At 72.5% G+C, this 24,503-nt stretch carries 25 protein-coding genes and 1 pseudogene; 11 read left to right on the top strand and 15 right to left on the bottom strand.

The window, feature by feature from the left end; translation table 11 throughout:
• Positions 1 to 52: 52 nt before the first annotated feature.
• The gene (gene aroF / locus KME79_RS12890; protein ID WP_148032765.1) at positions 53 to 1,084 is read left to right on the top strand and encodes a 3-deoxy-7-phosphoheptulonate synthase; all 1,032 of its coding nucleotides are present in this window, start codon (positions 53 to 55) and stop codon (positions 1,082 to 1,084) included.
• 35 nt (positions 1,085 to 1,119) lie between these two features.
• On the opposite strand, the gene thiI is transcribed toward aroF, so the two are convergent.
• Complete coding sequence (gene thiI / locus KME79_RS12895; RefSeq protein WP_148032766.1) at positions 1,120 to 2,316, bottom strand: tRNA uracil 4-sulfurtransferase ThiI; 1,197 nt, start codon at positions 2,314 to 2,316, stop codon at positions 1,120 to 1,122.
• A 216-nt stretch (positions 2,317 to 2,532) separates the two neighbouring features.
• On the opposite strand from thiI, the gene KME79_RS12900 reads away from it, so the two are divergent.
• Positions 2,533 to 3,360, top strand: a complete 828-nt coding sequence (locus KME79_RS12900; protein ID WP_219544644.1) for an MHYT domain-containing protein — start codon at positions 2,533 to 2,535, stop codon at positions 3,358 to 3,360.
• Between the two features lie 148 nt (positions 3,361 to 3,508).
• Here KME79_RS12900 and KME79_RS12905 read toward each other — a convergent pair whose 3' ends face one another.
• Entirely contained in the window at positions 3,509 to 4,534 is a 1,026-nt protein-coding gene (locus KME79_RS12905) for a 6-phosphofructokinase (protein WP_148032768.1), read from the bottom strand.
• A 116-nt stretch (positions 4,535 to 4,650) separates the two neighbouring features.
• Here KME79_RS12905 and glpK point away from each other — a divergent pair, with 116 nt between their 5' ends.
• Both glpK and KME79_RS12915 read left to right on the top strand, forming a co-directional pair.
• Positions 4,651 to 6,117: a glycerol kinase GlpK gene (glpK, locus tag KME79_RS12910; RefSeq protein ID WP_219544645.1), complete on the top strand. Its 1,467-nt coding sequence runs from the start codon at positions 4,651 to 4,653 to the stop codon at positions 6,115 to 6,117.
• Between the two features lie 31 nt (positions 6,118 to 6,148).
• Complete coding sequence (locus tag KME79_RS12915; RefSeq protein WP_148032770.1) at positions 6,149 to 6,874, top strand: Clp protease N-terminal domain-containing protein; 726 nt, start codon at positions 6,149 to 6,151, stop codon at positions 6,872 to 6,874.
• Here the strand turns inward: KME79_RS12915 and KME79_RS12920 are convergent.
• Positions 6,871 to 7,782 carry a lactonase family protein gene (locus tag KME79_RS12920; RefSeq protein WP_219544646.1) on the bottom strand — a complete coding sequence of 304 codons (912 nt, stop codon included), beginning with the start codon at positions 7,780 to 7,782 and terminating at the stop codon, positions 6,871 to 6,873. The two genes, KME79_RS12915 and KME79_RS12920, sit on opposite strands and share 4 nt — an antisense overlap.
• 30 nt (positions 7,783 to 7,812) lie before the next feature.
• Here KME79_RS12920 and KME79_RS12925 point away from each other — a divergent pair, with 30 nt between their 5' ends.
• Positions 7,813 to 8,736, top strand: a complete 924-nt coding sequence (locus KME79_RS12925) for a bifunctional helix-turn-helix transcriptional regulator/GNAT family N-acetyltransferase (protein WP_219544647.1) — start codon at positions 7,813 to 7,815, stop codon at positions 8,734 to 8,736.
• Here the strand turns inward: KME79_RS12925 and KME79_RS46920 are convergent.
• Both KME79_RS46920 and KME79_RS46265 read right to left on the bottom strand, forming a co-directional pair.
• Positions 8,693 to 9,547 carry an MMPL family transporter gene (locus KME79_RS46920; RefSeq protein ID WP_308248903.1) on the bottom strand — a complete coding sequence of 285 codons (855 nt, stop codon included), beginning with the start codon at positions 9,545 to 9,547 and terminating at the stop codon, positions 8,693 to 8,695. The genes KME79_RS12925 and KME79_RS46920 overlap by 44 nt on opposite strands.
• Positions 9,542 to 9,934, bottom strand: a pseudogene (locus tag KME79_RS46265) (MMPL family transporter); the annotation flags it as partial. The gene KME79_RS46920 and the pseudogene KME79_RS46265, both read right to left, overlap by 6 nt.
• Before the next feature lie 44 nt (positions 9,935 to 9,978).
• On the opposite strand from KME79_RS46265, the gene KME79_RS12935 reads away from it, so the two are divergent.
• Complete coding sequence (locus tag KME79_RS12935; RefSeq protein WP_219544779.1) at positions 9,979 to 10,125, top strand: hypothetical protein; 147 nt, start codon at positions 9,979 to 9,981, stop codon at positions 10,123 to 10,125.
• Here KME79_RS12935 and KME79_RS12940 read toward each other — a convergent pair.
• Both KME79_RS12940 and KME79_RS12945 read right to left on the bottom strand, forming a co-directional pair.
• Positions 10,089 to 11,111 (bottom strand): alkaline phosphatase PhoX, encoded by a 1,023-nt coding sequence (locus tag KME79_RS12940; protein ID WP_219544649.1) that lies wholly within the window; start codon positions 11,109 to 11,111, stop codon positions 10,089 to 10,091. The genes KME79_RS12935 and KME79_RS12940 overlap by 37 nt on opposite strands.
• A gap of 145 nt (positions 11,112 to 11,256) precedes the next feature.
• Positions 11,257 to 11,724, bottom strand: a complete 468-nt coding sequence (locus KME79_RS12945) for a Dps family protein (protein WP_148032775.1) — start codon at positions 11,722 to 11,724, stop codon at positions 11,257 to 11,259.
• 89 nt (positions 11,725 to 11,813) lie between these two features.
• Between KME79_RS12945 and KME79_RS46270 the strand changes: the two genes are divergently transcribed.
• The 3 genes from KME79_RS46270 to mmuM all read left to right on the top strand — a co-directional run bounded on the left by KME79_RS46270 (position 11,814) and on the right by mmuM (position 16,598).
• A complete protein-coding gene (locus KME79_RS46270) occupies positions 11,814 to 13,028 on the top strand; it encodes a helix-turn-helix domain-containing protein (protein WP_281429367.1) in 1,215 nt (404 codons plus the stop codon).
• Positions 13,025 to 15,343 carry a VIT domain-containing protein gene (locus tag KME79_RS12955; protein ID WP_219544650.1) on the top strand — a complete coding sequence of 773 codons (2,319 nt, stop codon included), beginning with the start codon at positions 13,025 to 13,027 and terminating at the stop codon, positions 15,341 to 15,343. The genes KME79_RS46270 and KME79_RS12955 overlap by 4 nt, the downstream gene beginning before the upstream one ends.
• A 397-nt stretch (positions 15,344 to 15,740) precedes the next feature.
• Positions 15,741 to 16,598, top strand: a complete 858-nt coding sequence (gene mmuM / locus KME79_RS12960; protein WP_219544780.1) for a homocysteine S-methyltransferase — start codon at positions 15,741 to 15,743, stop codon at positions 16,596 to 16,598.
• Positions 16,599 to 16,614: 16 nt separating this feature from the next.
• On the opposite strand, the gene KME79_RS12965 is transcribed toward mmuM, so the two are convergent.
• On the bottom strand, positions 16,615 to 17,322 hold the full coding sequence (locus tag KME79_RS12965) for a lysophospholipid acyltransferase family protein (RefSeq protein ID WP_148032777.1): 708 nt from the start codon (positions 17,320 to 17,322) through the stop codon (positions 16,615 to 16,617).
• A 148-nt stretch (positions 17,323 to 17,470) separates the two neighbouring features.
• On the opposite strand from KME79_RS12965, the gene KME79_RS12970 reads away from it, so the two are divergent.
• Complete coding sequence (locus KME79_RS12970) at positions 17,471 to 18,229, top strand: alpha/beta hydrolase (protein ID WP_219544651.1); 759 nt, start codon at positions 17,471 to 17,473, stop codon at positions 18,227 to 18,229.
• Positions 18,230 to 18,275: 46 nt separating this feature from the next.
• On the top strand, positions 18,276 to 18,740 hold the full coding sequence (locus KME79_RS12975) for a hypothetical protein (RefSeq protein ID WP_219544652.1): 465 nt from the start codon (positions 18,276 to 18,278) through the stop codon (positions 18,738 to 18,740).
• A gap of 10 nt (positions 18,741 to 18,750) precedes the next feature.
• Here the strand turns inward: KME79_RS12975 and KME79_RS12980 are convergent, their stop codons facing one another.
• From KME79_RS12980 to KME79_RS13010, 7 genes are read right to left on the bottom strand one after another with little or no spacing between them, the layout of a single operon-like run.
• A complete protein-coding gene (locus KME79_RS12980; protein ID WP_246639774.1) occupies positions 18,751 to 19,863 on the bottom strand; it encodes a ligand-binding sensor domain-containing protein in 1,113 nt (370 codons plus the stop codon).
• 38 nt (positions 19,864 to 19,901) lie between these two features.
• The gene (locus KME79_RS12985; protein WP_219544653.1) at positions 19,902 to 20,600 is read right to left on the bottom strand and encodes an endonuclease/exonuclease/phosphatase family protein; all 699 of its coding nucleotides are present in this window, start codon (positions 20,598 to 20,600) and stop codon (positions 19,902 to 19,904) included.
• A gap of 5 nt (positions 20,601 to 20,605) precedes the next feature.
• Positions 20,606 to 21,538, bottom strand: coding sequence for an ROK family glucokinase (locus KME79_RS12990; protein ID WP_148032781.1), 933 nt, complete (start codon positions 21,536 to 21,538; stop codon positions 20,606 to 20,608).
• Positions 21,539 to 21,553: 15 nt separating this feature from the next.
• Positions 21,554 to 21,991, bottom strand: a complete 438-nt coding sequence (locus KME79_RS12995) for a hypothetical protein (protein ID WP_148032782.1) — start codon at positions 21,989 to 21,991, stop codon at positions 21,554 to 21,556.
• A gap of 38 nt (positions 21,992 to 22,029) precedes the next feature.
• Positions 22,030 to 23,211: an ArsA family ATPase gene (locus tag KME79_RS13000; RefSeq protein ID WP_219544654.1), complete on the bottom strand. Its 1,182-nt coding sequence runs from the start codon at positions 23,209 to 23,211 to the stop codon at positions 22,030 to 22,032.
• A gap of 1 nt (position 23,212) precedes the next feature.
• Positions 23,213 to 23,650 carry an SRPBCC family protein gene (locus tag KME79_RS13005; protein ID WP_148032784.1) on the bottom strand — a complete coding sequence of 146 codons (438 nt, stop codon included), beginning with the start codon at positions 23,648 to 23,650 and terminating at the stop codon, positions 23,213 to 23,215.
• A gap of 48 nt (positions 23,651 to 23,698) precedes the next feature.
• Positions 23,699 to 24,466 (bottom strand): metallophosphoesterase family protein, encoded by a 768-nt coding sequence (locus KME79_RS13010; RefSeq protein ID WP_219544655.1) that lies wholly within the window; start codon positions 24,464 to 24,466, stop codon positions 23,699 to 23,701.
• Between the last annotated feature and the right edge of the window lie 37 nt (positions 24,467 to 24,503).

The raw sequence follows: 24,503 nt of genomic DNA on the forward strand, positions 1-24,503 counted from the left end.
GCCCCGGGTCCGACAGGACCCGGGGCCTTCTGCGTTTCCCGAAGGAGTACACATGGTCATCGTGATGGGCCCGGAGGCCACCTCCGCGAACGTGGCGACCGTCGTCGGCGTCGTGCAGTCGGCCGGTGTGGAGGCGTTCGTGAGCAAGGGGGTGCAGCGCACGATCGTCGGCCTGGTGGGCGACGTGACCCAGCTCGACGCCGCCAGCCTGCGCGGCATGGCCGGGGTGCGCGACGTGATGCGCGTCTCCACCCCGTACAAGCTGGTCAGCAGGGAGAACCATCCCGAACGCTCGACGGTCCACGTGAGCGGGGTGCCGATCGGGCCGGGCACGGTGACGCTGATCGCCGGGCCGTGCGCGGTGGAGACGCCGGAGCAGACGCTGGACGCGGCCAGGATGGCCCAGGCCGCCGGGGCGACGCTGCTGCGCGGCGGCGCCTACAAGCCGCGCACCTCGCCCTACGCGTTCCAGGGGCTGGGTGAGGCGGGGCTGCGCATCCTGGCCGACGTGCGCGAGCGGACCGGGCTGCCGATCGTGACCGAGGTGGTGGAGGCCCAGGACGTGCCGCTGGTGGCCTCGTACGTGGACATGCTGCAGGTCGGCACCCGCAACGCGCAGAACTTCGGGCTGCTGCAGGCGGTCGGCGCGGCCGGGAAGCCGGTGCTGCTCAAGCGCGGCATGAGCAGCACCATGGAGGAGTGGCTGATGGCGGCCGAGTACATCGCGCAGCGCGGCAACCTGGATGTGGTGCTGTGCGAGCGGGGCATCAGGACCTTCGAGACCGCCACCCGCAACACGCTGGACGTGTCGGCGGTGCCGGTGGCGCAGCGCCTGTCGCACCTGCCGGTGATCGTGGACCCGTCCCACTCGGGCGGCCGGCGGGACCTGGTGCTGCCGCTGAGCAGGGCGGCCATCGCGGCCGGCGCCGACGGGGTGATCATCGACGTGCACCCGCGGCCGGAGCAGGCGCTGTGTGACGGGCCGCAGGCGCTGGTCGACACCGACCTGGGCGAGCTGGCCCAGGTGATGCGCGACTTCCCGCCGCTGCTGGGCAAGACGGCCGCCGCCGCGCTGACGGTCTGAGACCCCGGCGGGGCCCGTCACGGGCCCCGCCGATGTCAGAGCTTGTATTCCTGGATGGAGTCGGCGAGCTGGACGGCCAGCTCCTCGGCGTCGAGGCGCTTCTCGATCTGCTTGAGGTCCTCGATCTTGGCGCGGGTCTCGGCGCGGCGCGGGGCCAGGAGCGAGCAGCAGTCCTCGTCGGGCAGCTCGGAGATCTCCAGCGTGCCGATGCGCCGGGCCTCGGCCATGATCTCGGTCTTGTCCCAGCCCACCAGGGGACGCAGGATCGGCAGGTCGACGGCGTGGTCCTGGGCGGTGATGTTGGCCAGCGTCTGGGAGGACACCTGGCCGAGCGCGTCGCCGGTGATCAGGGCCCCGGCGCGGATGCGGTGGGCGACCTCCTCGGCCGTCTTGAGCATCAGCCGCCGCTGGGCGATCACGGCGAGCCGGTCCTGGCCGGAGTTGCGGATCGACTGCTGGGCCTTGCCGAACGGCACCACCCAGAGCCGCGCCCCGCCCTGGAACCGGTCGAGCTTCCTGACCAGCGCGTAGGCCTTGTAGATGGACTCGGACGTGGTGAACGGGATGCCGGAGAAGTGGAGGAAGTCGACGTGCAGCCCGCGCCGCATCATGCGGTAGGCGGCCACCGGCGAGTCGATGCCTCCGGACATGAGCACCAGCGCCCGGCCGCTGCTGCCGACCGGGAGCCCGCCCTGGCCGGGCAGGCCGCCGGTGAAGACGAACACCTCGTCCCTGTCGACCTCGACGAAGAGGGTCAGCTCGGGGTTCTTGAGGTCGACCGGCAGGCCGTACTCGTCGTTGATGGCGCCGCCGACGAGCCGGTCGAGCTCGTTGGAGCGCAGCGGGAAGCGCTTGTCGCGGCGGCGGGAGCGGACCGCGAAGCTGGCCTTGCGCTTGACCTCCTCGCGTTCGGCGAACAGCGCGAGCCCGGCCTTGAGCACGGTCTCGGGGTCCTTGGCGACCCGCCAGGCGGGGTGGATCCACACCAGGCCGGGCACGTCGGCGACCCGCTCGGCCACGGCATGCGCCTGCTCGGCGGTGGTGCCTTCGGGCAGGAAGATCGCGATGACGCCGTGGCGCCTGCGCACGTCGACCTTGAGGTCGAACTCCTTGAGCGCCTGGCGGATGTTGCCGATGAGTCGGCGTTCGAACAGCTCGCGGTTCTTGCCCTTGAGGACGATCTCGCCCAGTTTGAGCAGAACGCACGGCTCGCCCAGGGCTGGCATCGTCATGGTGGAACCTCCGGGGGAGACAGGGGATGCGCGGTAGAAACAACGCCTCGCGGCATCGAGTTTAGTCCGCGCGGGACGCTCGCGAACGTCGTGAGCTTGCCTCGCCTTTGCCGGCCCTCTCCCAGGTGGGAACCCTTTCGGCCGACACGAAATCGTTAGTTGCGCTTTCATCTACCCCGCCCGCATACTCCTGCCAACCGAACCAAGGGGCGGGATATGTCGCCGATCGACCACTTCGCGCACGGCGGGCTCACGCCCGTCCTCGCCTACGCCATGTCCAGCCTGGGCTGCATGCTCGGCCTGCTGCTCAGCTCCCGCGCGCGGCTCGCGGAAGGACGCGAGAGCGCCTACTGGCTGATCGGCGCGGCCGTCGCCATCGGCGGCACCGGCATCTGGACCATGCACTTCATCGCCATGATGGGCTTCTCGGTCGCCGGCACCGTGATCCAGTACGACGTGCCGCTCACCGCCGCGTCCGCCCTGCTGGCCATCGTGGTCGTCGGCGCCGGCCTGTTCCTGGCCCACCACGGCAGGCAGCGGACGGCGTTCCTGCTGAGCGGCGGCGTGCTGGCCGGCGTCGGCGTGGCCGGCATGCACTACCTGGGCATGGCCGCGATGCGGATGTCCGCGCACGTCTCCTACGCCCCGGTCACGGTCGCCCTGTCCGTGCTCGTCGCCATCGCCGCCGCCACCGCGGCGCTCTGGTTCGCCGGTCGGGTCACCGGGGCGCTGAAGATCGGCGCCGCCGCCCTGCTCATGGGCGTGGCGGTGTCGGGCATGCACTACACCGGCATGCTGGGGATGTCCGTGGAGCCGCACCACACACCCGGGCCGGTGGGGGGCACGCCGGGCATCGACTTCCTGCTGCCGCTGCTCGTCGGCATCACCGTCGTCACGGTGGGCCTGCTGCTGGCCGTCATGCTCTCCCCCAGCGAGCGGGAGCTCCGCCACGAGCAGGAGTACCTCACCCGCGCGGCCGGCCCCCACCCGCGCGACGGCGAGGGCGCGCCGGATGTGGACTACTTCGGCACGCCCCGCGGTTGAGCTATCTCCTAGGTACGGCTTGCGACGCGTGGTGGGCCGCCGACTCGCCGCGGCGCAAGCCGTACCCTGAAGGGGGGTTGTAGCGGTAACCCCGCTGCTCCAGAAGGTACGGCCGGCCGCTTGCAAGTCACTTACAGCCCGGCGACACTCAGCCGAAGAAGACCTCGGCCTCGGCGTAACGCTCGACCGGGACCGTCTTGAGCTCGGCGGTGGCCTCGTCGAGCCCGATGCGGACGATGTCCGTGCCGCGCAGCGCCACCATCTTGCCGAAGTCACCGTCGTGCACCGCGTCGATCGCCTGCAGGCCGAACCTCGTGGCCAGCACCCGGTCGAACGCGGTGGGCGTGCCGCCGCGCTGGATGTGGCCGAGCACGGTCGTGCGGGCCTCCTTGCCGGTGCGCTTCTCGATCTCCTTGGCCAGCGTCTCCCCGATGCCGCCCAGGCGGACGTGGCCGAACGCGTCCAGCTCGCCGGCCTGCAGCTGCATCTGCCCCTCGATCGGGTGGGCGCCCTCGGCGACCACGATTATCGGCGAGTAGCGGGTGCGGAAGCGGGACTCGACGTACTCGCAGACGCGGTCGATGTCGAACGGCTTCTCCGGGATGAGGATGACGTTGGCGCCGCCGGCCATGCCGGCGTGCAGCGCTATCCACCCGGCGTGGCGGCCCATGACCTCGCAGATGAGCGCCCGGTGGTGGGACTCGGCGGTGGTGTGGAGCCGGTCGATCGCCTCGGTGGCGATGTTGACGGCGGTGTCGAAGCCGAAGGTGTAGTCGGTGCCCGACAGGTCGTTGTCGATCGTCTTGGGCACGCCGACGACCCTGACGTCGCGGTCGAAGAGCTGCTTGGCGACGCCGAGGGTGTCCTCGCCGCCGATGGCGATCAGCGCGTCGACCCCGGTGGCCGCCAGGTTCTCCTTGATCCGGTCGACGCCGCCCTCGATCTTGAGCGGGTTGGTCCTGGAGGAGCCGAGTATCGTGCCGCCGCGCGGCAGGATGCCCCGGACGGCCTGGATGTCGAGCGGCATGGTCTCGCCCTCCAGGGGGCCGCGCCAGCCGTCGCGGAAGCCGACGAACTCATGCCCGTAGACGCTCACCCCCTTGCGGACTACGCCCCTGATCACGGCGTTCAGCCCGGGGCAGTCTCCGCCCCCGGTGAGCACTCCTATACGCATGGCGGGTTCCTCCCGATGTGGTTCACGACCAGAATCGCATTGTGCCCGTCATAGCGGGCATTGGTCTAGACCAAACGCGAGCGTAGCGGCCCAAACCCGGTTCAGGAGGCGATTTCGTGAGTGTGTTGGCCATCGACGCGGGAACGACGGGTGTCACGGCACTCGTCGTGACCGAGGACGGCCGGATCGAGTCGAGGGGGTACGAGGAGTTCGCCCAGCACTTCCCGCGGCCGGGCTGGGTGGAGCACAACCCCGAGGACATCTGGCAGGCCACGCTGAGCGCCTGCGCCGCCGCCCTGGCCGGGGCGTCGACGACGCCGGCCTGCGTCGGCATCACCAACCAGCGTGAGACGGCCGTGCTGTGGGACCGCCGGTCGCTGGCCGCGCCGCGCCGCGCCGTCGTGTGGCAGGACCGGCGCACGGCCGGCATCTGCGAGCGGCTGCGCTCGGCCGGGCACGAGCCGAGGGTGGCCGAGCTGACCGGGCTGCGCCTCGACCCGTACTTCACCGGTTCCAAGCTCACCTGGCTGGCCGAGAACGACCCGGCCGCGTGGGAGGGCGTCACCTCGGGCCGGGTGGTCGTGGGCACCGTGGACGCCTACCTGATCGCCCGGCTCACTGCGGGCGCGCGGCACGTGACCGACCCGTCCAACGCCTCGCGCACGCTGCTGTACGGGCTGGAGTCCGGCGCGTGGGAGCCGGAGCTGTGCGAGCTGTTCGGGGTGCCCGAGTCGGCGCTGCCCGAGGTGGTGCCCAACTTCGGGGAGCTCGGGCGTACGGATCCGGGCGCGTTCCTCGGGCTGGAGCTGCCGATCAGCGGGGTGGCGGGCGACCAGCAGGCGGCGCTGTTCGGGCAGACCTGTTACGCGGTGGGCGAGGTCAAGTGCACCTACGGGACGGGCTCGTTCATCCTGACCAACACCGGCGGGGAGATCGTCCGCTCGGAGTCGGGGCTGCTGACCACCGTGGCCTGGCAGGCGCCCTCGGGAGAGCGGACCTACGCGCTGGAGGGGTCGGTGTTCGTGACCGGGGCGGCCATCCAGTGGCTGCGCGACGGGCTCGGGCTGATCGGCACCGCGCCGGAGTCCGAGGCGATCGCGCGCACGGTGCCCGACAGCGGCGGCGTGGTGTTCGTGCCCGCGCTGACCGGGCTGGGCGCGCCGCACTGGGATCCGGAGGCGCGCGGGCTCATCACCGGCATCACCCGCGGCACCACCCGGGCGCACCTGGTGCGGGCCACGCTGGAGGCGATCGCGTTCGAGGTGCGTGACGTGGTGGAGGCGTCGGCCGAGGGCCGGCCGCCGGTGCTCAAGGCCGACGGCGGGGCCAGCGGCAACGACCTGCTCATGCAGTTCCAGGCCGACCAACTCGGCACGCCGGTGGAGCGGCCGGTGATCCAGGAGACGACGGCGCTGGGCGCGGCGTTCCTGGCCGGGCTGGGCGCCGGGGTGTGGGGCTCGCGGGAAGAGCTGCGCAAGACCTGGCAGCTCGACCGCCGTTTCGAGCCGGGCGGGCGGGACGACGCCCTGTACGACCGCTGGCGGAGGGCGGTGGAGCTGGCCATGGCGTCAACCGAGGGTTGACGGTCACCTGTCGTCAACCTATGGTTGACGCATGGAACACACCGTTCGTCTCGACGACCTCATCGAGGTCATCAAGAGCCGCTACCCCGATGGCGACCCGCTCGGCGAGCTGTCCGACGCGGTCACCCTGGGCGAGCACCTGGGCGAAGTGGCCGACCATCTGATCGGCCACTTCGTCGACAGGGCCCGCCACTCCGGCGCGTCCTGGACCGACATCGGCCGCAGCATGGGGGTGTCCAAGCAGGCGGCGCAGAAGCGGTTCGTGCCCAAGGAGGGCTCGCTCGCCGAGGACCTGAGCAGCTACGCGCGCTACACCGCCCGCGCCCGCGTGGTGATCGTCAAGTCACAGGAGGAGGCGCGCCGCCTCGGGCACGACCACATCGGCCCCGGTCACCTCGTGCTCGGCCTGCTGCACGAGCCCGAAGGGCTGGCGGCCAAGGCCATGGTGACGCTCGGCGCGCCGCTCGCCGAGGTCAGGCAGGCGGTGGAGAGCGCGCTCGGCCCGGGCGGCGACGCCCCGCCGGCCACGCCGCCGTTCTCCGCGCAGGGCAGGAAGGCGCTGGAGCTGACGCTGCGCGAGGCGCTGCGGCTCGGCCACAACTACGTCGGCACAGAGCACCTGCTGCTCGCCCTGCTCACGCTGGACGAGGACCCGGCCGCGCAGGCGCTGGCCGGGCTCGGGCTGACCAAGGAGGCCGCTGAGGAGCAGCTCAAGCGGATGCTGACGGAGCTCGTGATCAGAGGCGGGACCGGCTAGGCGGGCAGCACGCAGGACGCGCCCTCGGCCTCGATCACCTCGCCCGTCGGCTCGGGGACGCCGCCGGCGAGCGCGAACTCCGCCACGCTCCCCGAGTGCTGGTTGGCCACGTACATGCGGTCGCCGTCGATCGCGAAGTGGCGCGGCCACGCGCCGCCCGACGGCACCTCCGCCACCTGCGACAGGTCGTCGGCCCGCAGGACGGAGATCGTGTCGGGGCCGCGGTTGGCCACGTAGACCAGCTCGCCGGCGAGCTCCAGGTGGGACGGGGAGTTGTCCGTCACGGTGGTGGAGGCGCGCACCCGGATGCCGTCCTCGCCGGCGGCCAGGCGGGTGACGGTGCCGTCGAGCTCGCCCGCGACGTAGAGGGTCGAGCCGGCGAAGGCGAAGTGGCGGGGGCCGGTGCCGGGCGGCAGCGTGATCGGCTCCAGCGCCTCCCCCTCCAGGGTGTAGCGGCGGATCTCGTCGGTGCCGAGGTCGGAGACGTACAGCAGGTCCTCGTGGAAGACGGCCTGGTGGGCGTGCGGGCCCCGCTGGCGCTCGGGGTGGGGCCCGGAGCCGTGGTGGCGGAGCACGATCGGGTCGCCGTCGAACACGCCGCGCGAGTCGAGCCGGTGGAGGGCGGCGGCGCCGTCGCCGTAGTTGGCCACCGCCAGGAGCGACCCGGACGGGTGGACGGCCAGGTGGCACGGGCTGTCTCCCCCGCTGGAACGCTCGTCCCACGGCGACAGCCTGCGCCCTCCGGCGCCGAAGGCGGTGATCCACCCCTGGGCCAGCTCGCCCACCGCGTAGATCACGGGAAGCGAGGGATGGCGCGCCAGGAAGGAGGGGGCGGCGAGGCGGGTCAGCTCGCCTCCGGGCTCGATGATGCCGGGGCCGTAGCCGCCTATGTAAAGGTGCCTCTTCACACGGCCATCCTCTCATGGTTGACTGAGGCAATGAATTCGTTGACAGAGGCAAGAGTTTCTGAGGTCCGGGCCTTCAACCGCTTCTACACCAAGGTCATCGGAGTGCTGCAGGCCGGCATGCACCACCTGCCGTACTCGCTCACCGAGGGCAGAGTGCTGTTCGAGGTCGCGCACGCGGACTCGATCGGGACCGGCGAGCTGCGGGCGCTGCTCGACCTGGACGCGGGCTACCTGAGCCGGATCCTGGCCAGGTTCGACGGCGACGGGCTGATCGTCAGGGAGCGCTCGGCCGCCGACGCGCGCAAGCACGTGGTACGGCTCAGCCCGGCGGGGCGGAAGGCGTTCGAGACGCTCGACCAGGCCTCGAACGAGGACATCGAGCGCCTGCTCGCCGGATTGCCGGAGGACGCCAGGGAACGCCTGGTCACCGGCATGCGGGCGATCAGGGACGTGCTCGACCCGCCCGCCGGGCCGGAGTCCTGCCTGATCAGGCCGCTCCGCGACGGCGACCTGAGCTGGGTGGTCCACCGGCACGGCGTGCTCTACGCCAGGGAGTACGGCTGGGGCAGGGATTTCGAGCTGTTGGTGGCGCGGATCGTCGCCGCCTTCGATCCGTCGCGCGACACGGCCTGGATCGCCGAGGTCGGCGGCCGGCCCGCCGGCTCCGTCTTCTACATGCGCAAGGACGACACCACGGGGCAGCTCAGGCTGCTGCTGGTGGAGCCGTCCGCGCGCGGCCTGGGCCTGGGCCGGCGGCTGGTGGACGAGTGCGTGCGGCACGCCAGGGCCGACGGGTGCGAGCGGCTGGTGCTGTGGACCCGCGACTGCCTGACCAGCGCGCGGCGCGTCTACGAGGCCGCCGGGTTCCGGCTCGACTCCCAGGAGAAGGGGATGGAGAACGGGATCGAGCTCAACGAGGAGATGTGGTCGCTCGACCTCGCGGCCACCAGTTGAGCGGGCCCCAGTTGAGCGGGCCCGCCAGCCGCATCAGGCTCGGCACCAGCACCGCCCTGATCAAGGTCGCGTCCACCAGCACCACGACCGCCATGCCGACGCCCAGCATCTGCACGAACGAGACCGAGGCCGTGGCGTAAGCGGCGAACGTGAGCGCCAGGATGCCGCCGGCGGCGGTGATCAGAGGGACGCCGCCCTGCAGCCCGGACGCCACCGCCCGCTCGGTGTCGCCGGTCCTGTCGTATTCCTCCTTGATCCGCGACAGGAGGAACACCTCGTAGTCCATCGACAGCCCGTACGCCACGCAGAGCATGAGGATGGGGATGCTCGGGTCGAGCGAGCCGGTCGGCGTGAACCCGAGCACCCCCGACAGGTTGCCCTCCTGGAAGACCCAGACCAGGGCGCCGAACATGACACCCAGGCTCAGCACGTTGAGCAGCGTCGCCTTGACGGGCAGCAGGACGCTGCGGGTCATGGCGAGCAGCACGGCGAACGTCACGCCGAGCATGAGCCGCTGCCCGCCCGCGAAGATCCCGGCGGCGGAGTCGACCTGGGCGACGCCCGGCACCTGGGACAGCGCGGCGGCGTACCGGGTCACGTCGCCGCCCGCCGCGCCGGCGGAGACGATCTGGACGGCGTCCGTCTCCTCGGCGGGGAAGCCCTGGCGGATGATGTCCTGGGTCTGCCGGGGCGCGGCGTCGGGCGGCAGGACGCGGTCGTCGGCGACGCCGAAGCGCAGGCTCAGGAACGGCGAGGCCAGCAGGAGCAGGAGCGCCGCCGCCGCGCCGCCGTACGCCAGGGGCCGCCGCATCACCCGCACCGCCAGCGCCGCCCAGAACCCGCCGGGCCGGGCCGGCCGCTCCCGTCGCGGCAGCATCCGGCCGCCGATCGCGGCGAGCACGGCGGGCAGCACGACCACCGCCGCCACGACGCCGCCGGCGACCACGGCGATGCCCGCGTACGCGAACAAGCGCAGGAAGTCGAAGGGCAGCGCGAACAGGACGGCGAGGGAGGCCGCGACGGTCAGCCCGCTGAACAGCACGGTGCGCCCGGCGTGCTCGACCGCCCCGGCCACGGCGGCGGCGCGGTCGCGCCCGGCGCGCACCTCCTCGCGGAAGCGGGCGATCACGAACAGGCTGTAGTCGATGCCCAGCCCGAGCCCCATCGCCAGGGTCAGGTTGAGCGCGAAAGTGGAGACAGCGGCGCCGCTCCCCCGGACTGGACGAGGCGCGCGCCCTGCTCATGGGCACGATGGCGGTGGCCATGGTCAAGGCCGTGATGCCGCTGGTCTCCGCCGCCGGATCGGCGCGGGCGGCCGAGCTCGTCGCCGAGCTCAAGCGGGCGCTGGTGGCCTACCTGCGGAACGGGCCGGTGACCTCGAACGTGTGACCCTCATCCGAGCCCCGCCTGGCGGAGAAGTAGAGCCGGTCACCGCCCGGCGCGAACGCCAGCCCGGTCAGCTCGGCGCCCGCGTGACCGGCGAGGGTGAGGAACGGGGCGATCTCGCGGTCGGGGGTGATCACGTCGATCCGCGTGGTCCGCCTGGTCACGTACAGGTCGCCGGACGGGGCCGCGGTGACGGCGCGCACGCCGTCACACAGCCGCTCCACCGCCGAGGTCTGGACGTCGTAGGCCCACAGCGCGCCGTCGCCCCTGGTGGTGAAGAAGCACACGCCGCCGGCGTAGTGGCAGGCGTCCGCGCGGTCGAACCGGCGCGCCCCGCGCACCTGGTGGCGGGTGCCCTTGAGCAGCGCGGCCGGCCACGGCACCGGCTCCCACCGGCCCGAGCCGCACAGCACCTCCAGCGCGCCCTCGGTCAGGTCGCCCCAGTCGTACGGGCGGAACCGGTAGAAGCAGCCGTCGGGCTCGCCCTCGGTCAGGTAGACGACCCGCCGGTCGGGGTCGCAGGCGGCCGCCTCGTGCTTGAACCGGCCCATGGCCAGCCGGGGCCGCGGCGCGCGGGCGCCGTACGGGTCGCACTCGAACACCCGGCCCCGGTGGCCGAGCTCGCACGACAGCCACGTGTTCCAGGGCGTGGCGCCGCCGGCGCGGTTGAGCTCGGTGCCGGACAGGATGCGGTAGGCGTCGCCGACGGAGCCGTCCGGCCGGAAGCGGATCGCCGCCGCACCGCCGAGCAGCGAGAGCTCGGAGTTGGACACGTAGATCCAGCCGTCGCCGTCGGGGAAGCAGGCTCCCCCGTCGGGCGCGGCGTGCCAGGTCAGCCCGGCCACCTTGCTCCCGGAACGGGCCACCACCCTGCCGCCGAACCCCGCGGGCAGGGTCAGCCCGCCGGCGACGGGCTCCTCGACAGGTCCGTAGGGGCCCGCGCCGCCCTGGGAGAGCGGGCCCGTGCGGAGGAGAGTCTTGCGGGACATCTTGAGGCCTCCCTCTGGGTGCCACGCTAGTGGACCGCACGGACATGAATGGCGAGGACTCCCGGATCGAACAGAATGCGAACTGCCCGCGCCGGACATGCGGAAGCCCGGGGCCGCTCGGCTCCCGGGCTGGTGACCGCACACATCAGCTCATGGCCTGGAACATCCAGCGCTGCTTCTCGATCTCCTGGGTGACCGCGATGATGATGTCCTGCGTCGCCTGGTCCGTCTCGTCGGTCAGGTCGATGCGCTCGCGCATCCGCTTGCTGACGCCGTCGAGGATGTCGGTCATCGTCGCCGCCACCTTGCCCGACTCGATCCAGCCGGACTCCGGCTGCGTCAGCTTGGTGGACTTGGACACCGTGGCGGCCCTGCCGTCGGCGTTGGCGCCCAGCGCGACCAGGCGCTCGGCGACGATGTCGGTGTGCGCGCGGGCCAGCGAGACGACCTCGTCGAGCTGCAGGTGGACCGAACGGAAGTTCGGGCCGATGACGTTCCAGTGCAGCTGCTTGCCGACCAGGGACAGGTCGATCAGGTCCATCAGGGCGCCCTGCAGGCACTTCGCGGTGGTGGTCTTAGCTTCGCCCGAAAGCGGGCTGGTAATCGGAGCCATGGTGTACCTCCTCCCCGTAGATGTCCCTTTCATTCGTCTTATCCGAATTCCCCTTGACACTGTAATTGTGACAGTGTCACTGTGAGGACATGAGCGACACCTGGACCATCGGCGAGCTGGCGGAGCGCGCGGCCGACGCGCTGCGCGCGCACGCGCGGCCGCTCAACGGCCGGGTCCGCGAGGTGCCGGGCGAACGGCTCATCAGGTGGTACACCACGATCGGGCTGGTCGACCCGCCCCTGACCCGGCGCGGCCGGATCGCCCGGTACGGGCGCCGTCACCTGCTGCAACTCGTGGCCGTCAAGCGGCTGCAGGCGGAGGGCATGTCGATCGCCGACATCCAGATCGCCCTCGCCGGCGCCGCCGACACCACCCTCGAAGCCACCGCCCGCCTCCCGGCCGCCCCCCACCATTGGCCCGTCCCGGGTCCGGACCCCGGCCACCCCACCCCAGACCCCCACCAACCGGCCCCCACCAAGGCGCCCCCACAGGCCACCCAGCCCTCATCGGGCCCCAGCACGCCGCAGGCCGCAAGGGCAGACCAGTCGCACGCCACGGAACCCTCCCCACCGAGAGCTCAGCACCCCACGGGCCCGGACACGGCGCAAACTTCTGGGCCGGCCGCTCCGCACTTCGCAGGACCGGACCCGGCGCAAACCTCCGGACCGGGCGCTCCGCATCTCGCGGGCCCGGACCCGACGCAGATCCCCGCACCGGCTCCCCCGCACTCCACGGGAGCGGGTGCGGCGCAAACCTCCCGGCCCGCCGCTCCACACCCCACCGGGACAGACCCGACGCAAGCCCCCGCGCCGGCTCCGCCGCACTCCACGGGAGCGGGTGCGGCACACACCTCCCGGCCCGCCGCTCCACACCCCACCGGGACAGACCCGACGCAAGCCCCCGCGCCGGCTCCTCCGTACTCCACGGGAGTGGGTGCGGCGCGGGTTTCCGGGTCGGGGACGGGTCGGCGGGGGGACGTGGTGGTTCCCTCTGATGGGGTGATCCCGCCAGGGAGTCTCCCTGAAGGCGGGGGTGAGGGTGCGTACCGAGGGGACGGGAAGCCGGAGGTACGGGCCAGGTTCTGGACGGATCGGACGGCGCAGGAGGCGGATCGGGCTGCGGAAGGGGCGGACCGGCCCGTACAAGAGAAGGTGCCGGGTGCCGTGCACGGGGTGCGACTGGCGGCCGGGGTGGTGCTGGTGCTCGACGGGACGGGCCCGGCGCCGGGAGACGACGACGTGCGGGCACTACTCGCGGCCGCGGCGCCGCTGCTCGCGGTGCTCGAAGAGAGGGGACTCACATGAAGATCACATCGCTCGAGCCCGCCCGATGCGTGCCGGAGCCCGACGCGGGGATCGGCGCGCTGCGGACCGAGCGCGGCAACCTGCCGCTGGAGAACGTCGACGTGCACGCGACGATCTCGGGCCTGGTCGCCGGGGTCGAGGTGGCCCAGGGATTCCGCAACCCGTTCGACGTCACGCTGGAGGCCACGTACGTCTTCCCGCTGCCCGACAGGGCGGCCGTCACCGCGTTCCGGATGGAGGCGGACGACCGCGTCGTCGAGGGCGTGCTGAAGGAGCGCGGCCAGGCGCGCGCCGACTACGACCGGGCGCTGCGCGAGGGCAGGCGGGCGGCGATCGCCGAGGAGGACCGGCCGGACGTGTTCACCATCCGCGTGGGCAACATCCTGCCCGGCGAACGGGTGACGGTCCGGCTGACGCTGAGCCAGCCGCTGCCGTACGAGGACGGCGCGGCGACGTTCCGCTTCCCGCTGGTGGTGGCGCCCCGCTACATCCCCGGCGAGCCGATCGACGGCGAGCCGGCTGGCTCGGGCGCCGCGCCGGACACCGACGCGGTCCCGGACGCCTCCCGCATCACTCCCCCGGTGCTGCTCCCCGGCTTCCCGAACCCCGTCCGCCTGTCCCTGTCGGCCAGGATCGACGCCGCCGGGCTGGAGTTGCGCGAGCTGGCCTCCAGCCTGCACGTGGTCGAGGAAGAAGGCGACATCGTACGACTGCGCGCCGGTGAACGGCTGGACCGGGACTTCATCCTGCGGATGTCGTTCGCCGCGTCCACGTCCCTGCAGTTCGACGGCGCGGGCACGTTCGCGCTGTTCGTGGTCCCGCCCGAGCTGGAGGCCGACAGGCAGCCGCGCGACCTCGTCCTGCTGCTGGACCGTTCGGGCAGCATGGCGGGCTGGAAGATGGTCGCGGCCCGCAGGGCGGCGGCCCGGATCGTGGACACGCTCACGCCGCGCGACCGGTTCGCTGTGCTGGCGTTCGACTCGGTGGTGGAGGAGGCGTTCGAGGGCCTGGCCGAGGGGTCCGACCGCAACCGCTACCGCGCGGTCGAGCACCTGGCCAGGGTGGACGCGCGCGGCGGCACCGAGCTGCTGGAGCCGCTGCGCCGGGCGATCGGCCTGCTGGACGGCGAGCAGGGCAGGGAGCGCGTCCTGGTGCTGGTCACCGACGGCCAGGTGGGCAACGAGGACCACATCCTGGAGCTGACCGGCGGCGCGCTGTCGGCGATGCGGGTGCACACGGTCGGCATCGACCGGGCGGTGAACGCGGGTTTCCTGGGCAGGCTGGCCGGTCTCGGCGCGGGCCGCAGCGAGCTGGTCGAGTCGGAGGACCGGCTGGACGCGGCGATGGAGCAGATCCACCGCCGGATCGGCGCGCCGATGGTGACGGACCTGTCGCTGAAGGACCTGGACGTGGAGCCGGGCACGGTCACCCGGCTGGGGTCGATCTTCCCGGGCGTGCCGCTGCGGGTGTACGGGCGGTGCCGGGGCGGCTCGTCGGTGACCGTGCGCGGGCTGGCGTCCGGCGCGCCGTGGGAGGAGCGGGTGCCGGGCACCGTCGCCGACAGCCCCGCGCTGCGCGCCGTCTGGGCGCGGGCCCACCTGCGCGAGCTGGAGGACCGGTACGCGATGGGCGAGCGGGAGCTGGAGCGGGAGATCGTCCGGGTCTCGCTGGAGCACGGCGTGCTGTGCCGGTTCACCGCCTACGTCGCGGTCGACTCCCGGCCGGCGGCCGAGGGCGGCCCCGAGCACCGGGTGATCCAGCCGGTGGAGCTGCCGAGCGGGTGGGAGGCGCCCGCCGCGCCGATGGCGTTCGGGCTCACCGCGATGGCGGGCCCGGCTCCCGGCGCGATCGCGCCGGCGGTGGCTCGGATGAGCTCGGCCGGTTTCGACGACCTGGACGTGCCCGACTTCCTGGCCGGCGGCGCGGCGGGACCGCGCGGCCCGATGTCCGGCCGACCCGCGGGTATGCCTCGCGGTCCCATGTCCGCCCGTCCCGCGCCCGCCCCGCGGGCGACGCGGGGCCTGGACACCGTCAGGGTCCAGCTCGTCGCCGAGCTGGACCGGCTGAAGGCGCTGCACGCGCCGAACGCCCTCTACCTGGCGGACCTCGGCTCCCGCCTGGCCGCCCTGTCGGCGTACCTCGGCGGGCACGCCGAACTGTCGGCACTGGCCCGCGAGCTGGAATCGGCCGAACGTCCCGGAACCGACCCCGAGTCCCTCAGGCAGCGGGCCATCGAGGTGCTCACCGCCCTGACCGGCGGCCCTCCCCCGGGAAACCCCGGCGACGCCCGCCGCCCCTTCTGGAAGCGCCCCTGACGCCACCGCCCGGCGCGTCCAATCCGCCGTCGCTCCGCCCGCGCCGAAAACCCAGCCGGGCCGGAGCTGTCGGACGACGCGCACCGCCGGAGAGCCGCGAGTGTCGTCTGGCGACGCGCCGAAGGGCTTTGTTTGGGGTGATTTCTCACAGTCTTGACATCCTCCAGACCCTGGATGCCGGGAGAACGCTTGCTGCAGTATTACACCGGCTTCAGCAGGTCTTTCGCCTCTTCGTACGCCCTGCGGCGAGGGTGTCCGGCAGGGTCCGATTCCTCCCGCCCGAGGGCGGGGTATCCTCGGGGACGGCTGACAAACGAGCGGATGACGGTCCCGGGAAAACGCATGCCTGAGGGGCCGGACAGCCCCGTCCGGACCATATTCTGGACGGGTGACCACGATGGTTCTGGACGGTGGGCTCTCCACCCAGCTCAGTGCGCTCGGCGCCGACCTCGGCGACGAGCTCTGGACGGCGCGCCTTCTCCTCGACGACCCCGGCCTGATCCGCCAGGCGCACGCCGCCTACTTCGCGGCCGGCGCCGACGTGGCCACGACCGCCAGCTACCAGGCGTCCGTCCCCGGCTTCGTGCGCAGGGGCCTCGACCGCGGCCAGGCCGAGCGCCTGATCCGCGCGTCGGTGGAGGTGGCCGCGCAGGCCCGCGACGAGGCGGGCCACGGGCTCGTCGCCGCCTCGATCGGCCCCTACGGCGCCTACCTCGCCAACGGCGCCGAATACACCGGCGACTACGGCATCGACGAAGACGCCCTGCTGGCCTGGCACCGCCCTCGCTGGGAGATCCTCGCCTCCTCGGAGGCCGACATGCTCGCCTGCGAGACCATCCCGTCGTTCGCGGAGGCGCGGGCGCTGGCCAGGTTGCTGGCCGAGACGCCGTCGGTCAAGGTGTGGGTGAGCTTCTCCTGCCGCGACGCCGCCCACATCAGCGACGGCACCCCGATCACCGAGGCCGCGGCCCTGTTCGCCGGCAACCCGCAGGTGGTGGCCGTCGGCGCCAACTGCACCGCCCCGCGGCACATCCCCGGCCTCATCGCCGCGCTCCGCGGCGGCCTGCCCATCGTGGTCTACCCGAACTCCGGCGAGACCTGGGACGCCGCCGAACGCCGCTGGCGCGGCCTGGCCGACCCGATCGAGTACGGTCAGGCGGCCAAGGAGTGGCAGGCGGCGGGGGCCTCACTGATCGGCGGCTGCTGCCGTACGACTCCAGAGCACATCCGGCAGATCGTCGCCCACCTGCCCTGACAGGCGGGAGCCGGGGTCACTCGCCCTTGGCCGCGGCCCTGGCCGCGCGCTCCATCTCGACCCTGGCGCTGGCGGCGTACTTGTCGACGTACTCCTGCCCCGACAGCTCCATCAGGGCGTACATGATCTCGTCCGTCACCGCGCGGAGCACCAGCCGGTCGTCCTCCATGCCGTAGTAGCGGGAGAAGTCGAGCGGCTTGCCGAACCGCACCTCGGGCCGGATGCCGAACTTCGGCAGCGGGCGGCCAGGCGGCATCATCTCGAAGGTGTTGACCATGGCCCACGGGATGACCGGGGCCCGCGACTCCAGCGCCAGCCTGGCCACGCCGGTCTTGCCCTTGTAGAGGCGGCCGTCGGGCGAGCGGGTGCCCTCGGGGTAGATGCCGAGCAGGTGGCCCTCGCGCAGCACGCGAAGACCGGTGCGGAGCGCCGCCTCGCTCGCCTTGCCGCCGGAGCGGTCGATCGGGACGGTGCCGACCCCGCTGAAGAACATGCGGGTGAAGAAGCCTTTGATGCCGCGCCCGGTGAAGTAGTCGGACTTGCCCAGGCTGATGACCTTGCGGCGGAGGTGGAGCGGGCCGAAGAAGTGGTCGGCGAAGGAGAGGTGGTTGCCGGCGAGGATCGCGGGCCCCTCCTTGGGCACGTTGTCGACGCCTTCGGCCCACGGCCGGAAGACGATGTGGAGGATCGGCCCCAAGATGGCCTTGACCACCCAGTAGAACACCCGGCCACCTCTTCCTCACGCGACGGTCGGCAACGCGTAGTCATCTTCCCATCCCTCGGTGGATGCTCCTACACCAGCTCTCGCACAAATGCCCTGGATCGTGCGACGATCGGGCAGTTCCGGGATGAAAAAGCATGGAGGAGCTGTTATGCCGCTCATGCCAGGCGCCGAGCCCTATCACCACCGAGCAGGTCCGATCGGCGTGCTGCTGTGCCACGGCTTCACCGGCACGCCGCAGTCGCTGCGCCCGTGGGCCGAGTATCTGGCCGCGCACGGGCTCACCGTGTCGCTGCCGCGGCAGCCCGGTCACGGCACCACCTGGCAGGAGATGAACCGCACCCGCTGGGAGGACTGGTACGCCGAGGTGGAGAAGGCGTTCGAGGACCTCCAGGGCCGCTGCGCCGAGGTGTTCACCGCGGGGCTGTCGCTGGGCGGCTGCCTGGCGCTGCGGCTGGCCGAGATGCACGGCGACGGCGTGCGCGGCGTGGTGGTGGTCAACCCGTCGATCACCAACGACGTGTGGCTGATGAAGCTGGCGCCGCTGCTCAAGTGGTTCGTCCCGTCGGTGCCCGGCGTGGCCAACGACGTGAAGAAGCCGGGGGTCACCGAGCTGGGCTACAGCCGCACGCCGGTGAAGGCGGCGGCGTCGCTGCCCGAGCTCTGGTCGCTGGTACAGGCCGACCTGGACAAGCTGACGCAGCCGGTGCTCGTCTACCACAGCACCGACGACCATGTGGTGAAACCCGCCTCCGTGGCCATCATCCGTGAGAAGGTCCCGCAGGCCACGATCGAGGAGCTGGCCGATAGTTACCATGTTGCGACGCTGGACAACGATGCCGACAGGATCTTTGCCGGGAGCCTCGACTTCATCCGAACCCATGCCTCGGTACCCTTGCAGAGGGACTGATCGCACCCAGGGGGAAGTCGCGATCGCTGTGGAGAGGCCCATCTAGGTGACGCCCCAGAGTGACGAGGACGAGGTCTGGCGGCAGATCGTCGCGTCCTTCAACGACACCGCCGAGCGCGACTCGGCCGATCAGCCCTGGCCGGACAGCGAGAACGTCCCGGTCGAGCCCGGGCGGCGGGTGGTCAGGCCGCCGGAGGAGTTCGCCGAGGACGACGAGCACGGCGCCGACGACGACGATGATGACGATAAGCCCCACGAGGACGACGACCACTACGTGCCGCCGCCTCCTCCCCCGCTGCCGAAGCTCGACCTGCCGGCCAAGCTCGCCTGGGTGGCGCTGTTCGGCGGCCCGGCCTACCTCCTGATCGCCGCGATCGCCGACTGGCACATGGAGGGCTGGGCGCTGTTCACCGCGGTGGCGGCGTTCATCGGCGGGTTCGTGGCGCTGGTGGTGCGCATGGGCGACGGTCCCAGCGGCGACTCCGGGTGGGACGACGGCGCCCGTCTGTAGGGGCCCGTCTCTAGGACTTCTTCGGATCGCGCGGCCCGAAGGACTCCACCACGTCGGTGTAGCGCTCCTGGGCGTCGACGGCGTGGCCGACCGCCCACACCGCCTGGCTGCCCGCCAGGTAGGTGACGGCCTGCAGGCGGACGCTGCTCCTGCCGTCGGCCGCCTTGCCCCGCACGACGTCGCAGGAACGCCTGCCGCAGCGCAGCATGTAGGCCTCGGCGGCGTGGCCGGGGTCGTAGCCGGAGATCCAGTAGTGGCCCTTGCCGTCGCCGGTCACCCCGTAGAGCCTGGCCGCGCCGGTCGGGACGGGCAGGCGCCGCCACTGCTTGCCGTTCCACGAGAGCGCGAGCGGCTCGACCTCGCCGGGGCCGTGGTAGACGCCGCCGACGGCGAGCGCCCGCTTGGCGCTGTCGGTGTGCACGTCGCGCAGGTAGCCGCCGGCGATGGCCGGCGTCTTCACCCGCTTCCACGAGCTGCCCGACCGCTTCATGATCAGCGGCCCGGTGCCGGTGTCGCCGACGGCGAAGTCACCGTCGACGGCGTAGAGAGCGCCCTTCTCGCCGGTCTCGCGGACGAGCCAGTCGCCGTCTTCGCGGGTGACGACGAGCGCGTGCTTGCCGCGGCTGCCGACGCCCACGACCCGGTCGGCGCCCGCCTCGACGCCGCCGAGCCAGTCGCCGCTGCGCAGCCCCTGGGGCCTGATCCGGTCGAAGCCGCCGACGTTGCCGTGGGCGATGTAGGGCACCCCGTCGTGGCCGTCGCCGACCGCCCACACCTCGCCCGTCTTGGCCGCCGAGACCGACCGCAGGTTGCCGGCGCCGGTGGCGTCGCGGATGCCGATCTCGCTCCACCGCTCGCCGTTCCAGTGGCGGATGGTGCCGCGGTTCTTCCACACGTCCCAGATCTGCTGCTGGCCGACGGCCCACACGTCGCCGGGCGACAGCGCGAGCACGTCGGAGAGCGACCCGTCGACCGGCAGCTGCACGCTCGTGGTCCGCTGCCACGCGTCGTTGGCGGCGGGGCGTGGACGTGGATCGGCATGCGCGGCGGTCGGGAGGCCGGGTACGGCCAGGACGGCCGCCAGGATCATGGTGAGCGCACGCCGCCGAGAGCGACGGGTCATGAGGGAAATGCTACGGGTTGCGCGACGCCGATCACCCTTCACTCTCCAAGTCGGACCTCGGCGACGACGGGCAGATGGTCGGTGGCACCGGCCAGATCGGCGCCGGAGGCGTCCACGCCGCCGCAGGACACCACCTGGATCCCGGGCGCGGCGAACAGCCCGTCGATGCGGTGCAGGGGCCGCCTGGAGCTGAAGGTCAGCCCGTCGCCCCGGGGCGCGGCGGCGTAGCAGTCGGTCAGTTGCCCGGCGAGGTAGCGCCAGGCGGGCTGGTGCGGGCTCTCGTTCACGTCCCCGCCCAGCACGACGGGCGCGCCGTACGGTGCCGCCATCCGGCGCAGGCGGGCCACCGCCTCGGCGGCGTGGTGGAGCCTGGCCCGGCCGTCGAGGTCGAGGTGGACCGAGCCGACGGCCAGGAGCGCCGGGCCCGCCCGCACGACGGCCATGGCCAGCCCGCGCGGCTCCAGGCCGAGGAAGACCCGCAGCAGGCGGCTCTCCGCGTGCACCGGCCGCACCCAGGGGGCGGCCAGCACCGCCACCCCGGCCACGCCCTGGCCCGCGACCAGGCGCAGGCCGCAACGGGCCGCCAGCGCGCGGCAGCGGGCCCGCCAGCCGGCCAGCCGGGGAGCCTCCTGCAGGCAGACCAGGTCGGCGCCCATCACGCTGATCACGCGGACCAGCGCGGGCACGTCGTCCCGCAGGCCGCGCAGGTTGTACGTGCCGATCCTGAGGGTGGTCAACCGGCTCAGCGCCGGCGGGCCAGGTCGGCCGCGCCCACCAGGCCGGCGGAGGGACCGAGTTCGGCCAGCCGCACCTCGGCCACCGGCCGGTGGCCCCTGCCGGTCAGCCGTTCCTCGAAGGCCTTCCTGGCGCGGTCGACGAACAGGTCGGCCGCCCTGGACACGCCGCCGCCGAGGATGAAGCAGCCGGGGTCGAGCACGGCGGCCAGATCGGCCATGCCCTGGCCGAGCCCGTCGGCGAGGACCGCGAAGGCGGACAGCGAGGCGTCGTCGCCCTGGCGCGCCGCCTCGGTCACCTCCTCGCCGTCGATCTTGCCGCCGGCCAGCCCGAGCAGGATCTCGGCCCGTTCCGGGTGCGCGGCGGCGATCTCCCTGGCCTCGACGACCAGCGCGTTGCCGCTCGCGTACTGCTCCCAGCAGCCGTGCAGGCCGCAGCCGCACAGCCGCCCGCCGGGCACCATCTGCGTGTGGCCCAGCTCGGCGCCCATCCCCCAGCGGCCGCGGTAGAGGGCGCCGTCGAGGACGATGCCGCCGCCGATGCCGGTGCCGATGGTCAGGCAGACGATGTGCGACTGGCCGCGCCCCGCGCCGTACCTGAACTCTCCCCAGGCCATGGCGTTGGCGTCGTTCTCCACCACGACGGGCAGCCCGACCAGGCCGCTGATCCGCTTCTGCAGCGGCTCCTCCCGCCAGGCCAGGTTGGGCGCGAAGCGCACGACCGAGCGGGACTCGTCGACGAACCCGGCCGCGCCGATGCCCACCGCCTCGATCTCCCGCCCGGCGCCCAGCTCGCGGACGCAGGCGGCGACGGTCTCGGCGACCAGATCGGGGTGTTCGGCGTCGGTGGGCCTGAGGGTCTGCTCGACGATCACGCCGTCGTCGTCCACCACGCCCGCTGCCACCTTGGTGCCGCCGATGTCCACACCGATCGTGAGCATGACGCATCCCCTCAGCTAGTCCAGGTCTATGTGTTCCACATTGTCGCGGTCGTCGCGCCCCCTGTCGTCCCGCTGACGCGGCTCGGGGCGGCTGCCGAGCACGTCGAGCGCGCCGCGGAAGGCCGCGAACAGCTCGCCGCCGGCCGCCACGAGGTGGGTGGCGACGTCGGCGGTGCCCTCGGGGGCGCGGCCGGCGCCCGACTCGCGCTGCGCCGCGATGGCCCGGCAGACCGGGCAGGCGCGGCAGATGTACTCGTCGTCGGGCTCGGCGACGGCCTCGCTCCACACGTCCTTCTCGGATCGTCCGCCGCCACCGGTGAACGAGTGGAAGACGGACTTCCCGACATGCCGGGTGGCGCGGCCCTGCAAGCTGTCGAAGAGCTTGCGCGCCTCCTCGGCGACGGCGCCGATGGGATCTCTGTCGTTCTCTGTGTTGCGAGTGTTCTCGGTCATGGGACCCTCCCGGTCGGTACGGCGTCCGCCCTCTTCGCTCACGTGCCGTCCCGGCCGTGCGCTTCGTCGGTTTCCGCCTCCGAGGTGAACCGTACCCGGAGCAGGCCGTCGCGGAGCACGGCCCCACTGATCTTCCTTCGCGCCAGCGCCATGGGCAAGGCCAGGATGCGCCGGTACGGGCCCGCGGTGATGATCAGTTCGTCGCCCTTGCGCGCCAGGTCGACCTCGCCCCGTTCGGCCCCGGGCAGGGCCAGGGTGAGCTCGTCGGCCGACAGCCGCAGCGGGGGCTCCACCGAGGGCGGCGCGAACGGGTCGCACTCGCCGTACAGCGCCTCGCCGACGGCCGCGAGCGCGTGCCGGCCGACGGGCTCGGCGGGCAGGTAGGGCACGGTGTGCACGGGCAGCGGCGCGAACGACTCCTCCGCCTCGGCCAGCAGCCGCGACTGGGCGGCCACCCAGCGGGCGCGCCACTCGTCGGCGTCCTCGCCGGGGAAGATCCGATTGGCGATGACCGCGTCGACGCGGTACCCGTACAGGTTGAGCGAGGTGAGCGTGCGCCTGGCCTCGGCGAGCACCACGGCCTCCGGCGTGAGCACGAGGCGCACGGAGGCGTGGTCGCCGGTGAGCAGCTCCCGCACCTCCAGCAGCCCGCGGTGGAAGCGCTCGCCGGCGCTCATCACCTCCTCGCCCGGCGTGCTGACCCTGGCCACGCCGCGCACCAGCGGGGCGGCCAGCCGCATGAGCCTGCGGCCGACCGGCAGCAGGCGGTTGACGTGCCAGTCGAGCGCCTCGGGCAGGGCGAGCAGGCGCAGCGTCTCGGCGGTGGGCGCGCAGTCGACGACGATGACGTCCCAGCGGCCCTCGCGGGCGTGCTCGCGCAGCTCCAGCAGGGCGATGATCTCCTCGGCGCCGGGCAGGACGGTGATCTCCTCGGAGGTGATCTCGTCGAGGCCCAGCTCGACGAGCACGCCGCGGGCGTACTCCCGCAGCTCTCCCCAGTGGCGTTCGAGCGTGCGCTGGGTGTCGACCTGGTGCAGGTGGAGGCCGGGGGCGATCTCGCCGGGCTCGGCGTCGAGCGCGTCGGCCAGGGAGTGGGCGGTGTCGGTGGAGACGATGAGCGTCTTGAGCCCGCGCCGGGCCGCGAGGGTGGCGGTGGCGGCCGCGGCGGTGGTCTTGCCGACGCCGCCCTTGCCGGTGAAGAGCAGAACGCGCGGAGTCACCTCAACGACCTTCGACACGCTTCTTGAGACCCTTGAGCGCCGTGTCGACGATCACCTTCTCCGCCTTCCGCTTGATCATGCCGATCATGGGGACGGCGAGGCCGACGGCGAGCTCGTACGTCACCTCGACTCCCTTGCCCGTGTCCGCCAGGAGGTAACGCCCGTCGAGCTCGGAGACCATCTTGCCGGGCTCGGACACCTGCCAGGTGACGCTCTCGTCGCCGTTCCAGGTGTAGGCGAGGGTGTAGGTGTCGCTGATCACGCCGGCGTCGAGCACGAACCGCACGGTCTCCGGCCTGCCGTCGGGGCCGCTGCTGAGGACCTCGGCGCTCTTGACCTGACCTGCCCATTCGGGGTACGAGGGAAGGTCCGCGATGACCGCCATCACGCGGGCGCGGTCGGCGTCGACGGTGATACTCGAACTGGTGCGATCAGCCATGGGACCAAAGTAGTGCAGAAACCCGCCTCAGCGGCGGAGCGGCCCGGGTCACCACTCGAGGACGTACGGCACGCCCCTGCCCCTGAAGTGGCCGACGTTGACGCACTCGGTGCGGCCGATGCGGGTGCGGCGGTGGAGCGGCTGGTGGACGTGCCCGAACAGGGCGTAACGCGGCTGGGTGCGCCTGATCAGCTCCAGCGTGGCCTCGCTGCCCCGCTCGAAGCGCCGGGCCACCACGTCGTAGAGCAGCTCGGGCACGGCGGGCGGGATGTGGCAGCACAGCACGTCCACCTCTCCGACCGCCTCCACCTTGGCGGCGAACTCCTCGTCGCTGATCTCGTTGGGGGTGCGGTAGTCGGTCTTGAGCCCGCCGCCGACGAAGCCGAAGCGCAGCCCGCCGATCTCCACCGTCTCCCCGTCGAGCACCCGGTGGCCGGGCCTGAGGTAGTCGCCGCCCAGGCGGGGCACGTCCACGTTGCCGTAGGTCAGGTAGGCCGGCGCGGGCATGGCGGCGAACAGCTCGGCGTACTGGGCGCGCACGTGGCGCTCGATGTGGTCGCGGGGGTCGCCGTCGAGGCTCGCCCACAGCTCGGCCGACATCGCCCTGGCCTCGTCGAAGCGCTTGGCGGTGCGCAGGGCGATGAACTCCCCGGCCCGTTCGGCGCCGAACAGGTCGGCGAAGATGCCCTGGCCGTGGTCGTCGTAGTCGATGAACAGGATGAGATCACCGAGACAGATCAGCGCGTCGGCGCCGTCTCCCGCGGTCGCCAGCGCGTCGGCCCTGCCGTGTACGTCACTGACCACATGGACCCTCATGCGGGAAATCCTACGAGTTACGCCTGCTAGCGTGATG

Origin of the sequence: Nonomuraea harbinensis (assembly GCF_019396385.1) — a bacterium.
Classification (GTDB): domain Bacteria; phylum Actinomycetota; class Actinomycetes; order Streptosporangiales; family Streptosporangiaceae; genus Nonomuraea; species Nonomuraea ferruginea.

Bases quoted from the DNA above. Each gene is read 5' to 3' on its own strand.
- KME79_RS12980 (WP_246639774.1), bottom strand. From the start codon at position 19,863: ATGACCCGTCGCTCTCGGCGGCGTGCGCTCACCATGATCCTGGCGGCC.
- KME79_RS12940 (WP_219544649.1), bottom strand. From the start codon at position 11,111: ATGTCCCGCAAGACTCTCCTCCGCACGGGCCCGCTCTCCCAGGGCGGC.
- aroF (WP_148032765.1), top strand. From the start codon at position 53: ATGGTCATCGTGATGGGCCCGGAGGCCACCTCCGCGAACGTGGCGACC.
- thiI (WP_148032766.1), bottom strand. From the start codon at position 2,316: ATGACGATGCCAGCCCTGGGCGAGCCGTGCGTTCTGCTCAAACTGGGC.
- KME79_RS12925 (WP_219544647.1), top strand. From the start codon at position 7,813: ATGAATTCGTTGACAGAGGCAAGAGTTTCTGAGGTCCGGGCCTTCAAC.
- KME79_RS12935 (WP_219544779.1), top strand. From the start codon at position 9,979: ATGGGCACGATGGCGGTGGCCATGGTCAAGGCCGTGATGCCGCTGGTC.
- KME79_RS12915 (WP_148032770.1), top strand. From the start codon at position 6,149: ATGGAACACACCGTTCGTCTCGACGACCTCATCGAGGTCATCAAGAGC.
- mmuM (WP_219544780.1), top strand. From the start codon at position 15,741: ATGGTTCTGGACGGTGGGCTCTCCACCCAGCTCAGTGCGCTCGGCGCC.
- KME79_RS12905 (WP_148032768.1), bottom strand. From the start codon at position 4,534: ATGCGTATAGGAGTGCTCACCGGGGGCGGAGACTGCCCCGGGCTGAAC.
- KME79_RS46920 (WP_308248903.1), bottom strand. From the start codon at position 9,547: ATGCGGCGGCCCCTGGCGTACGGCGGCGCGGCGGCGGCGCTCCTGCTC.
- KME79_RS13005 (WP_148032784.1), bottom strand. From the start codon at position 23,650: ATGGCTGATCGCACCAGTTCGAGTATCACCGTCGACGCCGACCGCGCC.
- KME79_RS13010 (WP_219544655.1), bottom strand. From the start codon at position 24,466: ATGAGGGTCCATGTGGTCAGTGACGTACACGGCAGGGCCGACGCGCTG.
- KME79_RS12970 (WP_219544651.1), top strand. From the start codon at position 17,471: ATGCCGCTCATGCCAGGCGCCGAGCCCTATCACCACCGAGCAGGTCCG.
- KME79_RS12900 (WP_219544644.1), top strand. From the start codon at position 2,533: ATGTCGCCGATCGACCACTTCGCGCACGGCGGGCTCACGCCCGTCCTC.
- KME79_RS12945 (WP_148032775.1), bottom strand. From the start codon at position 11,724: ATGGCTCCGATTACCAGCCCGCTTTCGGGCGAAGCTAAGACCACCACC.
- KME79_RS46270 (WP_281429367.1), top strand. From the start codon at position 11,814: ATGAGCGACACCTGGACCATCGGCGAGCTGGCGGAGCGCGCGGCCGAC.
- KME79_RS12995 (WP_148032782.1), bottom strand. From the start codon at position 21,991: ATGACCGAGAACACTCGCAACACAGAGAACGACAGAGATCCCATCGGC.
- KME79_RS12955 (WP_219544650.1), top strand. From the start codon at position 13,025: ATGAAGATCACATCGCTCGAGCCCGCCCGATGCGTGCCGGAGCCCGAC.
- KME79_RS12990 (WP_148032781.1), bottom strand. From the start codon at position 21,538: ATGCTCACGATCGGTGTGGACATCGGCGGCACCAAGGTGGCAGCGGGC.